The 12,676-nt window shown below is 73.6% G+C and carries 15 protein-coding genes, 1 pseudogene and 1 riboswitch; of the genes and pseudogenes, 8 read left to right on the top strand and 8 right to left on the bottom strand.

What is annotated here, in order from left to right; all coding sequences use genetic code 11:
- The 3 genes and pseudogenes from ONA70_RS07680 to ONA70_RS07670 all read left to right on the top strand — a co-directional run.
- Positions 1–364, top strand: a pseudogene (locus ONA70_RS07680) (DUF2786 domain-containing protein); the annotation flags it as partial.
- A gap of 102 nt (positions 365–466) precedes the next feature.
- A complete protein-coding gene (locus ONA70_RS07675; RefSeq protein WP_265005638.1) occupies positions 467–829 on the top strand; it encodes a YciI family protein in 363 nt (120 codons plus the stop codon).
- The gene (locus ONA70_RS07670; protein WP_265005633.1) at positions 826–2,070 is read left to right on the top strand and encodes an RNA polymerase sigma factor; all 1,245 of its coding nucleotides are present in this window, start codon (positions 826–828) and stop codon (positions 2,068–2,070) included. The genes ONA70_RS07675 and ONA70_RS07670 overlap by 4 nt, the downstream gene beginning before the upstream one ends.
- Before the next feature lie 12 nt (positions 2,071–2,082).
- Here the strand turns inward: ONA70_RS07670 and ONA70_RS07665 are convergent, their stop codons facing one another.
- From ONA70_RS07665 to ONA70_RS07645, 5 genes are all read right to left on the bottom strand, one after another.
- Positions 2,083–2,577 carry a hypothetical protein gene (locus tag ONA70_RS07665; protein ID WP_265005632.1) on the bottom strand — a complete coding sequence of 165 codons (495 nt, stop codon included), beginning with the start codon at positions 2,575–2,577 and terminating at the stop codon, positions 2,083–2,085.
- A 205-nt stretch (positions 2,578–2,782) separates the two neighbouring features.
- The gene (locus ONA70_RS07660) at positions 2,783–2,956 is read right to left on the bottom strand and encodes a CsbD family protein (RefSeq protein WP_265005631.1); all 174 of its coding nucleotides are present in this window, start codon (positions 2,954–2,956) and stop codon (positions 2,783–2,785) included.
- 95 nt (positions 2,957–3,051) lie between these two features.
- Entirely contained in the window at positions 3,052–5,304 is a 2,253-nt protein-coding gene (locus ONA70_RS07655; RefSeq protein WP_265005630.1) for a heavy metal translocating P-type ATPase, read from the bottom strand.
- A gap of 14 nt (positions 5,305–5,318) precedes the next feature.
- Entirely contained in the window at positions 5,319–6,293 is a 975-nt protein-coding gene (locus ONA70_RS07650) for a hypothetical protein (RefSeq protein WP_265005629.1), read from the bottom strand.
- A 35-nt stretch (positions 6,294–6,328) separates the two neighbouring features.
- Positions 6,329–6,538 carry a heavy-metal-associated domain-containing protein gene (locus ONA70_RS07645; RefSeq protein WP_265005628.1) on the bottom strand — a complete coding sequence of 70 codons (210 nt, stop codon included), beginning with the start codon at positions 6,536–6,538 and terminating at the stop codon, positions 6,329–6,331.
- A gap of 152 nt (positions 6,539–6,690) precedes the next feature.
- Here ONA70_RS07645 and ONA70_RS07640 point away from each other — a divergent pair, with 152 nt between their 5' ends.
- Together ONA70_RS07640 and ONA70_RS07635 are read left to right on the top strand one after the other, a co-directional pair.
- A complete protein-coding gene (locus ONA70_RS07640) occupies positions 6,691–6,990 on the top strand; it encodes a metal-sensitive transcriptional regulator (RefSeq protein ID WP_046568942.1) in 300 nt (99 codons plus the stop codon).
- 172 nt (positions 6,991–7,162) lie between these two features.
- A complete protein-coding gene (locus tag ONA70_RS07635) occupies positions 7,163–7,348 on the top strand; it encodes an SHOCT domain-containing protein (protein WP_265005627.1) in 186 nt (61 codons plus the stop codon).
- A 57-nt stretch (positions 7,349–7,405) separates the two neighbouring features.
- On the opposite strand, the gene ONA70_RS07630 is transcribed toward ONA70_RS07635, so the two are convergent.
- Both ONA70_RS07630 and ONA70_RS07625 read right to left on the bottom strand, forming a co-directional pair.
- Entirely contained in the window at positions 7,406–8,008 is a 603-nt protein-coding gene (locus tag ONA70_RS07630; RefSeq protein WP_265005637.1) for a DUF305 domain-containing protein, read from the bottom strand.
- Positions 8,009–8,126: 118 nt separating this feature from the next.
- Complete coding sequence (locus ONA70_RS07625; protein ID WP_265005626.1) at positions 8,127–8,579, bottom strand: DUF6153 family protein; 453 nt, start codon at positions 8,577–8,579, stop codon at positions 8,127–8,129.
- 191 nt (positions 8,580–8,770) lie between these two features.
- Between ONA70_RS07625 and ONA70_RS07620 the strand changes: the two genes are divergently transcribed.
- Together ONA70_RS07620 and ONA70_RS07615 are read left to right on the top strand one after the other, a co-directional pair.
- Complete coding sequence (locus ONA70_RS07620) at positions 8,771–10,078, top strand: YibE/F family protein (RefSeq protein WP_265005625.1); 1,308 nt, start codon at positions 8,771–8,773, stop codon at positions 10,076–10,078.
- Between the two features lie 154 nt (positions 10,079–10,232).
- A riboswitch (cyclic di-AMP (ydaO/yuaA leader) is annotated at positions 10,233–10,363 on the top strand.
- A 4-nt stretch (positions 10,364–10,367) separates the two neighbouring features.
- Positions 10,368–11,387, top strand: coding sequence for a coiled-coil domain-containing protein (locus tag ONA70_RS07615; protein ID WP_265005624.1), 1,020 nt, complete (start codon positions 10,368–10,370; stop codon positions 11,385–11,387).
- A gap of 67 nt (positions 11,388–11,454) precedes the next feature.
- Here the strand turns inward: ONA70_RS07615 and ONA70_RS07610 are convergent, their stop codons facing one another.
- A complete protein-coding gene (locus ONA70_RS07610; protein WP_265005623.1) occupies positions 11,455–12,126 on the bottom strand; it encodes a carbonic anhydrase in 672 nt (223 codons plus the stop codon).
- Positions 12,127–12,301: 175 nt separating this feature from the next.
- Here ONA70_RS07610 and ONA70_RS07605 point away from each other — a divergent pair, with 175 nt between their 5' ends.
- Positions 12,302–12,640: a helix-turn-helix transcriptional regulator gene (locus ONA70_RS07605; RefSeq protein ID WP_265005622.1), complete on the top strand. Its 339-nt coding sequence runs from the start codon at positions 12,302–12,304 to the stop codon at positions 12,638–12,640.
- The last annotated feature ends 36 nt before the right edge of the window (positions 12,641–12,676 follow it).

Below are 12,676 nucleotides of genomic sequence, written 5' to 3'. Positions count from 1 at the left end.
GCAGGCCACCGCCGCGATGCTGCGCGGGCGGGGCGAGCGGCGTACCGGCAGCGGCCGGCGGACCAGGGGCTACGACGAGTCGTTCCTCAACGCGTTCGCGCTGCGGATCGGGGAGCGGCTGCGGGCGGCCACCGCGGCCGAGGAACGGGCGGCGGCCGAGCAGCGGGGCGACGACCGGCTGCTCCCGGTGCTCGCCGCCCGGACGGACGCCGTCCGGGAGCGCCTCGACCAGCTCTTTCCCGGGGTCACCCGGCACCGGCTCCAGGTACGTGACGTCGAGGGCTGGACCTCGGGCACCTCGGCCGCCGACCGCGCTTCGCTGGACGTCGGCGCGCCGGCCCGCCGGGCGGTACGCGGTCGCTGAATTTTTTCGGGAAGGATGTCGGATCGGACGTCCCGGCTCCGACCCGTCTGCGAGAGGCGCCACCGCCGGTGGCCCGTACCCGAGGAGTGGACCGTGAAGTACATGCTGCTGATCTGGAACCGGCCCGGCTTCATGGAGGAGCTGACCGAGGAGGAGCGGAACGCGATCTTCGGCGAGGTCGACGTGATCATGAAGGAGCTGACCGAGTCCGGGGAGCTGGTCGGCGGCGACGCCCTGGCCCACCCGTCGCAGACCCGTACGGCACGGCCCGCTGCCGGCGGCGGCACGGAGATCACCGACGGGCCGTTCGTGGAGAGCAAGGAGCAGTTCGCCGGCTACCTGATGGTCGACTGCGAGACCCCGGAGCGGGCCGCCGAGATCGCGGCGAGCTGGCCGGACGTCAAGCACGGCTTCGGCGTGCTGGAGGTGCGCGCGGTGATGGACCAGGCCGGGACGGAGATGTGACGTCGCCGGTCGTCGAGGACCTGCTGCGCACCCTCGCGCCGCAGGTCCTCGGCGTGCTGGTCCGCCGGCACGGCCAGTTCTACGCCTGCGAGGACGCGGTCCAGGAGGCGCTGCTCGCCGCCGCCACCCAGTGGCCGGCGCAGGGCGTCCCCGACCATCCCCGCTCGTGGCTGGTCACCGTAGCCACCCGCCGGCTCACCGACGAGTGGCGCAGTGAGCGGGCGCGCCGGGACCGCGAGGTCGCGGTGGCGGTCCGGGAGCCGGCGTACGCGGCGGTCGCCCCGCCGGCCGACGAGGAGCCGCCGGCCGCGGACGACACGCTGAAGCTGCTCTTCCTCTGCTGCCACCCGGCGCTCGGCAGCTCCGCCCAGGTGGCCCTCACACTACGCGCGGTGGGCGGGCTGAGCACCGCCGAGATTGCCCGGGCGTACCTGGTGCCGGAGCCGACGATGAGCCAGCGGATCCGCCGGGCCAAGCAGAAGATCGAGGCGGCCGGAGCCCGGTTCGTGCTGCCCTCGCCCGCCGACCGGGACGAGCGGCTGCGTGCCGTACTGCACGTGCTCTACCTGGTCTTCAACGAGGGCTACACCGCCTCCAGCGGTGCCGAACTGCACCGGGCCGAGCTGACCGGGGAGGCGATCCGGCTGACCCGGGAGCTGCGCCGGCTGCTCCCGGACGACGGCGAGGCGGCCGGGCTGCTGGCGTTGATGCTGCTGACCGACGCGCACCGGGCCGCCCGGACCGGCCCGGACGGCGAGCTGATCCCGCTCTCCGAGCAGGACCGCGACCGCTGGGACCGGGCGACGATCGAGGAGGGCGTGGCCCTGGTGACCGAGGCGTTGACCTGGTCGCCGCCGGGCCCGTACCAGGTGCAGGCGGCGATCGCGGCGGTGCACGCCGAGGCGCCGTCGGCGGCGGAGACGGACTGGCCGCAGATCGTCGCGCTCTACCGGGTGCTCGCCCGGATCGCACCGAACCCGATGGTCACCCTCAACCAGGCCGCCGCGGTGGCCATGGTGGACGGTCCCCGGGCCGGGCTCGCCCTGCTCGCGCCGCTCGACGCGGACGAGCGCACCGCCGGGCACCACCGGCTCGCCGCCGTCCGGGCCCACCTGCTGGAGTTGGCCGACGACCGGGACGACGCGCGGGCGGCGTACCTGGCCGCCGCCCGCGCCACCACCAGCCTCCCGGAGCGGCGTTACCTGGAGGTACAGGCCGCCCGGCTGGCCACCGACCGATGAGGTCGCCGAGGGTCAGGCCCGGCACTCCCGGGTCAGCCGCTGCGGGATCGCCACGAACGTCGAGCTGAGCCACTTCACCGGCGTGGCCGACTTCGCGCCGGCGTCGATCTTCCGCGCGGTCTCGGTGACCAACGCCTTGATCTCCGGGTCCTCGGCCCTGACGGCCTGGCCGCGTACGCCGTCGGCCAGGTCGGCGAGGTCGGCCTTGACCTGCGCGTTGATCTGCTCGGGGGTGAGCTGACGACCGGCGGCCGCGGCGGACTGGGCAGCGATCTCCTTGCTCTTGGCGATGATCAGCTTGTCCACGGCGGCGCACACCGCAGCGGTGTTCGCCGCGGTTCCCGGCGTCGTCGGGGCGGTGCTCGGAGCGGTCTCGGCGGAGACGGTCGGCGCGGCGGTCGGGCCGCCGGCCGGGGCCGCGGTGTCCTCCCCGGCGGACTGGCAGCCGGCGGCGAGCGCGGTCATGGTCACCAGGGCGGCGGCGCGGAACACGGTGGTGGCGGACATCTTCTCCCCGTACGGTCGTCGGCCGTCGGTCACGGCCGGTGGTCGGCCGGGGCTTTCTCGCGGTGCCGCCGCCGCCCGCGCCCCGGACGAATCGGGCGGCGTCGGATCGAGTGTGCCAAGCATCCGGCGCGCGCGCCGGACACGTGGTCCGCGCGCAGCACGCCGGGCCGGCGAGGTGCCGGCCCGGCGACGCGTACGAGATTGTTCAGCTCTTGAAGGCGTCCTTGATCTTCTCGCCGGCCTGCTTGAGGTTGGCCTCGGCCTGGTCGGTGCGGCCCTCGGCCTCGAGCCGCTCGTTGTCGGTGGCCCGGCCGACGCCCTCCTTGACCTTGCCGGCGGTGTTCTCGGTCGCGTTGTCGATCTTGTCGTCGTGACCCATCGAAACCTCCACTCAGCAGTTGTCCTGACGATGTGGAGGTACCCGCCGTCCGGCGACTCAACCCATCGACATCACCCAGGGTGAACCCGTCGGGATCAGCCGACCGGGCGGAAGCCCCGCAGCCGGAGGCTGTTCGCCACCACGAAGACCGAGGAGAAGGCCATCGCGGCCCCGGCGATCATCGGGTTGAGCAGGCCGGCGGCGGCCAGCGGCAGGGCGGCCACGTTGTAGGCGAAGGCCCAGAACAGGTTGCCCTTGATGATCCGCAGGGTGCGCCGGGACAGTCGGATGGCGTCCACGGCCGCCATCAGATCGCCCCGGACCAGGGTCAGGTCGGACGCCTCGATCGCCACGTCGGTGCCGGTGCCCATGGCCAGTCCCAGGTCGGCCTGGGCCAGCGCCGCGGCGTCGTTGATCCCGTCGCCGACCATGGCCACCGTCCGCCCCTCGGCCTGGAGCCGCCGCACCGCGTCGACCTTGTCGGCGGGCAGCACCTCGGCGATCACCTGGTCGATGCCGACCTCGGCGGCCACCGCCTGCGCGACGGTGGCGTTGTCACCGGTGAGCAGCACCGGGGTCAGCCCGAGTTCGCGCAGCCGGGCGACGGCCGCCGAGCTGGTCGGCTTCACCACGTCGGCCACCGCGAGCACCCCGCGGGCCCGGCCGTCCCAGCCGGCCAGGACCGCCGTCCGCCCGGCGGCCTCCGCGTCGGTCGCCGCCCGCACGACCTCCTCGGGTACGTCGAGACCCCGCTCCCGCAGCAGCCGGAGCCGCCCGACGACCAGGTCCCGGCCGTCGACCGACCCGGTCACGCCGAGCCCCTCGGCATTGGCGAAGCCGGTGACGGCCGGCAGCGGACCGCGCTCGGCGGCGCCGTCGGCGATCGCCCGGGCGATCGGGTGCTCGGAGGCGGCCTCCAGCGCGCCGGCCAGCCGGAGCAGCTCGTCGGCGTCCTGGCCGGCGGCGGGGAGCACGTCGACCAGGGTCATCCGGCCGGTGGTGACGGTGCCGGTCTTGTCCAGCACCACGGTGTCGACCTGGCGGGTGGACTCCAGCACCTCCGGGCCCTTGATCAGGATGCCAAGCTGGGCGCCCCGACCGGTGCCGACCAGCAGCGCGGTCGGTGTGGCCAGGCCGAGGGCGCACGGGCAGGCGATGATCAGCACGGCCACCGCGGCGGTGAACGCTGCGGTCGTCCCGGCCTCGGTGCCGAGCCACCAGCCCAGCGTGCCGGCGGCCAGCGCGATCACGATCGGCACGAAGACCCCGGAGATCCGGTCGGCGAGCCGCTGCACGGCCGCCTTGCCGGTCTGCGCCTGTTCCACCAGCTTCGCCATCTGGGCCAGCTGGGTGTCCCCGCCGATCCGGGTGGCTCGGACCACCAGCCGGCCGCCGGCGTTGACGGTCGCGCCGACCACGCTGTCTCCGGGCCCGACCTCGACCGGCACCGACTCGCCGGTGAGCATGCTGGCGTCGACCGCCGAGGTGCCGTCCTCGACCACGCCGTCGGTGGCGACCTTCTCACCGGGGCGGACCACGAACCGGTCCCCGACGACGAGCTGGTCCACCGGGATCCGGGTCTCCCGGTCGCCGCGCAGCACCGCGACGTCCTTGGCGCCGAGTTCGAGCAGGGCCCGCAGGGCGGCGCCCGCGGTGCGCTTGGAGCGGGCCTCGAAGTAGCGGCCGGCCAGGATGAACACGGTGACCCCGGCCGCCGCCTCCAGGTAGATGTTGCCGGCGCCGTCGGTGCGGGTGATGTCGAAGCGGAACGGGTGGGTCATCCCGGGCATCCCGGCGTCGCCGAGGAAGAGCGCCCAGAGCGACCAGCCGAACGCGGCGAGGGTGCCGAGCGACACCAGCGTGTCCATCGTGGCCGCGCCGTGCCGCAGGTTGATCCAGGCGGCCCGGTGGAACGGCAGCCCGCCGTAGACCACGACCGGGGCGGCCAGGGTCAGTGACAGCCACTGCCAGTAGTCGAACTGCCAGGCCGGCACCATGGCCAGCAGGATCACCGGCACGGCCAGCGCCACCGACACCCACAGCCGGGTACGCACCCCGCGCAGCTCGTCCACCGGCTCGGCGGTCGCCTCGGCGGCCTGTGCGGGCGGCGGCGGTACGGCGGCCGTGTAGCCGGTCTTCTCCACGGTGGCGATCAGGTCCGCCGGGGTGACGTCGTCGACGTACCGGACGGTGGCCTTCTCGGTGGCGTAGTTGACCGTGGCCTCGACGCCGTCCATCCGGTTGAGCTTCTTCTCGATCCGGGCGGCGCAGGAGGCGCAGGTCATGCCGCCGATCGCGAGTTCGATCTGGTTCGGCGCGACCGGCAGGGACTTCGCGGTCGAGGTCATCGCGGCACCTCCGATCAGTTGTGTCCGTGCCCCGGGGTGCCGTGGTCGGCCTCCGGGGTCGGCGCGGTGGTGGTGGTCGGCGCGGCCGGCGGCGGGACGTCACCGGCCACCACGGTGAACTCCGCGGTGTGCACCGCGTCGCCGTGCCGGAAGTCCAGGTAGAGGCGGTACGTCCCGGCCGAGGGCACCTCGGCGGAGAAGGTGACCGCCGGGCCGGCCGGGGTCCGCCCGTCGCCGGGCGCGCCCTCCGGGTGCACGTGCAGGTAGGCCAGGTCGCCCTGACGCAGCGCCACCAGGTGCCCGTACGCCCCGAGGTAGGGCTGGAGGTCGGTGACCGGCTGCCCGTCCCGGCTGACGGTCAGGGTGAGCCGGCTGGACCGGCCGGGTTGCGGGGTGCCGGCCAGGGTGACGGTGTAGCCGTCGACGGTGGTGCTGGTGGCCGGTGCCGGCAGTGGCTGCTCGGCCAGCGCGCCGGGGACGGTGACGTCGACCCCGAGGGTCAGCGGCTCGCCGCCGGTCGGGGTGAAGTCGGCGAACGCCCGCCAGACGCCCGGCCCGGCGAGCGGCGAGGCGACCCGCCAGGTGCCGTCGGCGGCCAGTTCGGGGTGGACGTGCCGGAAGCCGGACAGGTCGCGCCGGGCGACGATCAGGTGCATGCGCTTGTCGTGCGCCACGTCGAAGCGGGTGACCGGCCGGCCGTCCGGGCCGGTGATCCGGAAGGCGAACTCGCCCGCGGGGGCGGTCACCGGTTGCAGGGTGTAGCCCCGGTCGGAGACGAGCAGCCCGCCGGGCAGGTGGGCGGTGGCGTCGGCGCCCGCGTGGGCGTCGCCGTGGCCGGATGCGGTGCTGTCGTGGCCGGGTTCGGTGGCGTCGTGACGGGTCTCGGCGGCGGGGGCGACGGGGCCGGCCAGGTGACCGACCCCGTACGCCGTGCCGAACACCGCCGCGAGGCCGAGGGCGAAGCCGCTCAGCTTGGTCGCCGTGTTCATGGTGCTACCTCGGTTCCTTCGGGTCCTCGGACCCGTCACGCCCCGACGAGGTCGTAACCGGCCTCGTCCACGGCGGCGCGGACGGCGTCCGTGTCCAACGGGCTCTCACTGGTGACGGTGACCTGGCCGGAGGCCAGATCCACCTGCACGTCGCTGACGCCCGGCAGGGCGCTCACCTCGGTACTGACCGAGTTGACGCAGTGCCCGCAGGTCATGCCCTGCACCTGGTACGTGTTGGTGACCATCGCTACTCCCTTCCCGCCGCCCCATCCTATACCCCCCAGGGGTAGCAGGAAGAGAGACGGCTGCCACTTTCGTTCTCGCAGATACCCGCCGGGGGTATCTGCCGCTGATCGGACCGTACCATACCCCCGAGGGGTACGCTATCCTCTATCTCATGACCGCACCGACGACCCCGACCCGGGGCTACACCGCCAGCAAGGACCAGCTGCTCGCGCGGCTCCGCCGTATCGAGGGCCAGGTCCGCGGCATCGAGAAGATGGTCGAGGACGACCGCTACTGCATCGACGTGCTGACCCAGATCTCCGCCATCCAGGCCGCCCTGGACAAGGTCGGCCTCGGCCTGCTCGACGGGCACGCCCGGCACTGCATGCACGAGGGTGCCGCCGAGGGGCGCGCCGACGAGATGGCGACCGAGATGATGGCCGCCGTCGGCCGGCTGATGAAGCGGGGCTGACCAGGACTTCCGTCCCGTAACTCGGGCCACCCGACCTGTCCCGGACGGGTCCGCGCCGACGTACGTTCGAGGTGGCGACCGGGGCCGGCGCCACCTCGCGCCGGACCGGCCGCCCCTCGGGTACGAACGGGAGGGCGGCCAGATGATGTGGAACGGTCCGATGATGGGCTGGATGTGGATCTGGTCCCTGGTGGGGCTGGCGGTGCTGATCGGGTTGGTGTGGCTGGTGTTCCGGCTCACCGAACGGGACCCTGCCACGGCCGGCCCCGGCACCGCCCGACGCATCCTCGACGAGCGGTACGCCCGCGGCGAGATCGACGAGGAGGAGTACCGGCGTCGACGCGCCGGTCTCAGCTGACCGACCCGGCGCCGGGCGCCGAGGTCGCGGCGACCCCGGCACCCGGCGCACCCCGGCTCAGAGCCGGTCGAGCATCTTCTTCATGGTGTCGATCTCACCCTGCTGAGCGGTGACGATCTGCTCGGCGAGCACCTTGGCGTCCGGGTTCTCGCCCCGGGCCAGTTCGTCCTTCGCCATGGTGATCGCGCCCTCGTGGTGGGCGATCATCATGGTCAGGAACTGCCGGTCGAAGTCCGTGCCGGACGCCGCCCCGAGCTTGTCCATCTCGGCATCGGACATCATCCCGGGCATGCCGTGGTCCATCCCCGGCATGCCGTGGCCGGCGCTCGCCGACGGGACCGGCCGCCCCCAGGCGGCGAGCCACCCGGTCATGGTCGCGATCTCCGGCGCCTGGGCGGCCTTGATCTGCCCGGCCAGCTTCTTCAGCTCCGGGTCGGCGGCCCGGGACCCGGCCAGCTCGGCCATCGCCACGGCCTGCCGGTGGTGCGGAATCATCATCTGGGCGAACATCACGTCCGCGTCGCCGAACGAGGCCGAGGCCCCGGCGGCGGGCGTGCCGGTGCCGCTCACGCCCGGCATGTCGTGGTCCGCGCCGGAGGTCGAGTGGTCGCCGCCGCAGCCGGCGAGGACAAGGGCCGCGGTTACGGTCGCGCCGGCCATGGCGGCCCGACGCGCGAGGGTACGAGTGAACACGGTGAAAGCCTTTCGGTGTCGGAACGTACGCAGCGGGCGGGGACGCGGGTCACCGGGTGGTCCGGTCGACCCGCGCCGGGCGCTCCTATCTGCGCAGCACCGACGCCGTGGCGAGGCGTAGTCCGTACCGCCGTGCCGGCGGGGCGCGCGGGCCGACGGTGAGCGTGAGCGCGCCACCGACGGTCGGGCCTGCTGGGCGTGACCGGACCCGCAGCAGCACTGCGACCAGCAGCGCGACCGCGAACGCGCCGAGCACCGCGAGGCAGACGCTCCACCCGGACGGATGCCCGCCGAGGTCGCCGAGCGGGAGCGCGCGCACCTGGCAGCCGTCCCCCGGGCAGTCCTGGTCCGGGCCGGCGACGACCGGTCCGGCCGCCATCGCGGCGGAGGCGGCGTGGGCCGCCGGGTGCCCGGTGGCGTGGTCGGCCGGGGTGTGCGCGCCGTGGCCGAGGGTGTGCATCACGGTCAGCCCGACCAGGGTGCAGAGCAGCAGCAGGAGCCGGACCCACCGTCCGGTCACCGCCGTCCCCGTCGCCACGATCACCACGGTAGCGGCCATCGCCCCGGGACCCGGGAGGAACCCGCCGGGCCCGTCCCGATCCGGCCGCGCGGCCGGGCCGGCTGGCTACCATTCCGACGACGACCCGGCCTGCGCCGTCCCGCGGGCGGCCCGGTCGATGAACCGACCGGGTGACACGTATCCCGCCGCGAATCGTTGGGAGATCCGCCATGGGCGCCGACCACACCCGTCCCGCTCCGTCCGCCCCACCGGGCGTACGGCGGCTGCTGCTCGCCACGGTGGTGCCGCTCTTCGCGATCACGGTGATCGCCGCGCTGGTGCTCTGGCCCCGGGACACCCGGGAGCCGGCGGCCGGCCCGGAGCCGCCGCGCTACCAGGGCACCGTCACCCGGGTGGTGACCGAGGCCTGCCCGGTGACCCCCGAGACGCCGGAGGAGGCCCCGGGCGGCTCCGACGGTCCGTGCGGCACGGTCACGGTCGCCGCCGAGCAGGGGCCGGACGCCGGTCGCCAGGTCGAGGCGCCGGTCCCGTCCGGCCCGGGCGCGCCCCGGGTCGAGGTCGGCGACAAGATCATCCTGGTCGAGCTGACGGACCCGGCCGACCCGGCGACGAAGAACTACCACATCGCCGAACACCAGCGGGGTACGCCGCTGGTCTGGCTCGCCGTGCTCTTCGCCGTCGCCATCGTGGCCTTCGGCCGCTGGCGTGGGCTGGCCGCCCTGGGCGGATTGGCCGCGAGCTTCGCCATCCTGCTCGGCTTCGTGCTTCCCGGGATCGGCGCCGGCCAGCCACCGCTGCTGGTCGCGATCGTCGGCGCCGCGCTGATCATGTTCGTGGTGCTCTATCTCACCCACGGGATCACCGCGCAGACCTCGGTGGCGGTCCTCGGCACCCTGGGCAGCCTGGTGCTCACCGGCGTCCTCGGCACGCTGGCCACCGCGGCCACCCACCTGACCGGCTTCGGCAGCGAGGACGCCACCACGCTCTCCATGTTCCAGCGCGACGTCGACCTGCACGGGCTACTGCTGGCCGGCATCATCATCGGCTCGCTGGGCGTACTGGACGACGTCACGGTCACCCAGGCCGCGACGGTCACCGAACTGGCGCACGCCAACCCGGAGCTGTCCCGGATCCAGCTCTACCGGGCGGCCACCCGGGTGGGCCGGGCCCATATCGCCTCCACGGTCAACACCATCGTGCTGGCGTACGCGGGCGCGTCGCTGCCGCTGCTGCTCCTGCTCGTCGCCGACTCGCGGCCAGTCAGCCAGATCCTCACCAGCGAATTCATGGCCCAGGAGATCGTCCGCAGCGCGGTGGCCACGCTCGGCCTGATCGCCGCCGTACCGCTGACCACCGGGCTGGCCGCCGTGGTGGCCACCGCCGGTCGCGGTGGTGCCGCCGCGACCGCCGGCCCCGAGGGGCCGGTGCGGCCACGACCGCCGGCCGACCGGGACGACGCTCTGGCGGCGCTCGGTGGCCGACCCGGGTCGGCGACGACCACGGACGCCGTATGGTGACACTCCGCAGCGTGACCACCAATTTCACACGCGATGCTGGTCACGCACCGGCACGACGAAATAGGGCTTCTGGTCGGCTTCCGGACGTAGATCCCCGCGCGGACTCTCAGGTAACCTCACTGCCGGTCACCGTCAAAGGCGCGCAGCGGCGCCAGCGGTGCCACCGCCCAATCGCCCACAGGCGAGCCGGGGAACCAGGTACCTGGGGTGAATCCGCGCCAGCGGTAGGGGCCTCTTCCGTCCCGAACCCGGCAGCTAACCCGGTCGGCGGTCGATGGAAGGGAACACTGTGACGGCACCCCTACGCCGCTGGTTGACACCCGTGGTGGCCGTGCTCGCCGCCTGCGCCATCATCCTCGGGCCCACCCCGGCCTCGGCCGCGCCCAACGCGCCCACCCCCTCCGGGCACGAGGAGGACGGCGAGCCCCAGCTCATCTCCGACGCCATCGCGCAGGCGAACCGCAACTTCATCCGGGCAAAGACCAAGCTGGAGAACTCGAAGAAGCGCCAGCTCCAGCTGGCCCTGGAGGTACGCGCGGCGCAACAGGAACTCGATGCGCTCAGCCCGCAGGTCACCGCGATCGCGGCGCAGTCCTACCGGACCGGCCGCCTGGGCGCGATGACCATGCTGCTGGAGAGCAACTCGCCCGACTCGTTCGTCCGCCGGGCCGCCGCCCTGGACGAGCTGAACATGGTGAACGCCCAGAAGCTCGCCGCGGTCAACGCGGCGAAGAACCGCGCCGAGCAGGCCAAGCTCGCCCTCGACGCCGAGGTACGCGAGCAGCAGAAGCAGACCAACGTGATGGCCCGGGAGAAGGCCGAGACGGAGAAGGCGCTGAAGCTGGTCGGTGGGATGGGCTTCACCGGCGGCCTGGTCTCGGCCACCTCGAAGGTCGCCGCGATCGGCCCCGGCCGCACCGCCGACGGCGACTGGAAGCCCGAGTCGTGCAGCGAGGACGACCCGACCACCTCGGGCTGCGTCACGCCGCGCACGCTGCACGCGTACAAGGAGGTCAGGAAGGCCGGCTTCAACCGCTTCGCGGGCTGCTACCGGTCCGGTGGGCCGTGGGAGCATCCGAAGGGCCGGGCCTGCGACTGGTCGCTGCAGAGGAGCGGCTTCTCCTCCTGGCACAACAACGACATGCGGATGTACGGCAACAACGTCGCCGCCTTCCTCATCCGCAACGCCGACCGGCTGGGCATCTACTACGTGATCTGGAACCGGCAGATCTGGTTCCCGGCGACCGGCTGGAAGAGGTACAGCGGGCCCTCCAACCACACCGACCACGTACACATGTCGCTGTTGTAGCGCCAACGCACGCGAACAGGGGCCGTCCCGCACTCGCGGGCGGCCCCTGTGCCGTTTGCGGGGTCGGTCAGGCGGCGGCGGGCGCCTGGTCCCCGGGGGCGGCCGGGGCAGGCAGCGTTGCGGACGGCGCCCGGGCGGGCACCGCGGCGACTGTGCGCACCTCGCCCGCGCTGAGCCGGTACGACATGCCGACCACCGCGCACCGCCCGGCGGCCACCCGCTCGGCGAGTACGGCGGAGCGGGCCAGCATGGCCTCCACGGTCTGCGCGATGTGGATGTCGACGATCCCGTTGACGTCCTCCACACCCTCCCGCGCGGCCCGCAGCAGGCTGGGCGCGACGGCGTCGACCAGCGCGCCGAGGTGCCCGGCCGGGGACGTGCCGGTACGCACCGACTCCCGGGCAGCCTGCACCGCGCCGCAGGAGTCGTGCCCGAGCACCACGACCAACGGGGTGCCGAGGATGGTGACCGCGTATTCGACGCTGCCGAGCACCTCGGGGCCGACGGTGTGGCCGGCGGTGCGGACCACGAAGAGGTCACCGAGGCCCCGGTCGAAGATGATCTCGGCGGCGAGCCGGGAGTCGGAGCAGCCGACGATCACCGCGAACGGGTGCTGGCCGTCGGCGACGGCGGCCCGGTGACCGGCGTCCTGATTCGGATGGCGGGGAGCGCCGGTGACGAACCGGTTGTTGCCGGCGCACAGCTCCGCGAGCGCCTGTTCCGGAGTGGTCGGCGTCAATGCAGTGCCTTCCTCGTCATGCCCTCACCGTCACACGCAGCACAAGGCACGTCAAGGTATACGTGATACAGAATTCATGCGTCGGGCGACCCTTGACCACGGCCCCGTCGGCGCTCCCGTCCGGCCCGCACTCCGGAGCGGGCCAGAACCGGCCGACCCGGCACCGGGCAATACCATGGCGGCCATGGCGACGACAGCAGGCGAGAACGGGAGCGCCCGGAACTGGACCTTCCTCACCAACCACGGGCACGTGCTGCTGGCCATCGCCCGTAACCCCACCGCCCGACTGCGGGACGTGGCCGACGAGGTGGGGGTGACCGAACGGGCCGCCCAGGCGATCGTCGCCGACCTGGAGGCCGGCGGGTACCTGCGGCGCACCAGGGTGGGCCGGCGCAACGAGTACACGATCAACCCGAGCGGCCACTTCCGCCACCCGGCCGAGGCCGACCAGCAGGTCGGCGCCCTCCTGGCGCTCTTCACCGCCGAACCGGCCACCGAACCCGCCGAGCGCTGACCGGCCCGCCGTGCCCGTCACCGCACGGCGGACACG

It is taken from the genome of Micromonospora yasonensis, assembly GCF_026013475.1.
In the GTDB taxonomy this organism is placed as follows: domain Bacteria; phylum Actinomycetota; class Actinomycetes; order Mycobacteriales; family Micromonosporaceae; genus Micromonospora; species Micromonospora yasonensis.
Note: the sequence above shows the minus strand (reverse complement) of the source record. Positions and strands in the feature narration are given on the sequence as shown.

What these genes read in the sequence shown, in the direction of transcription:
- ONA70_RS07675 (WP_265005638.1), top strand. Translation starts at nt 467, where the DNA reads ATGCTGCTGATCTGGAACCGGCCCGGCTTCATGGAGGAGCTGACCGAG.
- ONA70_RS07665 (WP_265005632.1), bottom strand. Translation starts at nt 2,577, where the DNA reads ATGTCCGCCACCACCGTGTTCCGCGCCGCCGCCCTGGTGACCATGACC.
- ONA70_RS07660 (WP_265005631.1), bottom strand. Translation starts at nt 2,956, where the DNA reads ATGGGTCACGACGACAAGATCGACAACGCGACCGAGAACACCGCCGGC.
- ONA70_RS07655 (WP_265005630.1), bottom strand. Translation starts at nt 5,304, where the DNA reads ATGACCTCGACCGCGAAGTCCCTGCCGGTCGCGCCGAACCAGATCGAA.
- ONA70_RS07650 (WP_265005629.1), bottom strand. Translation starts at nt 6,293, where the DNA reads ATGAACACGGCGACCAAGCTGAGCGGCTTCGCCCTCGGCCTCGCGGCG.
- ONA70_RS07645 (WP_265005628.1), bottom strand. Translation starts at nt 6,538, where the DNA reads ATGGTCACCAACACGTACCAGGTGCAGGGCATGACCTGCGGGCACTGC.
- ONA70_RS07640 (WP_046568942.1), top strand. Translation starts at nt 6,691, where the DNA reads ATGACCGCACCGACGACCCCGACCCGGGGCTACACCGCCAGCAAGGAC.
- ONA70_RS07635 (WP_265005627.1), top strand. Translation starts at nt 7,163, where the DNA reads ATGTGGATCTGGTCCCTGGTGGGGCTGGCGGTGCTGATCGGGTTGGTG.
- ONA70_RS07630 (WP_265005637.1), bottom strand. Translation starts at nt 8,008, where the DNA reads ATGGCCGGCGCGACCGTAACCGCGGCCCTTGTCCTCGCCGGCTGCGGC.
- ONA70_RS07620 (WP_265005625.1), top strand. Translation starts at nt 8,771, where the DNA reads ATGGGCGCCGACCACACCCGTCCCGCTCCGTCCGCCCCACCGGGCGTA.
- ONA70_RS07605 (WP_265005622.1), top strand. Translation starts at nt 12,302, where the DNA reads ATGGCGGCCATGGCGACGACAGCAGGCGAGAACGGGAGCGCCCGGAAC.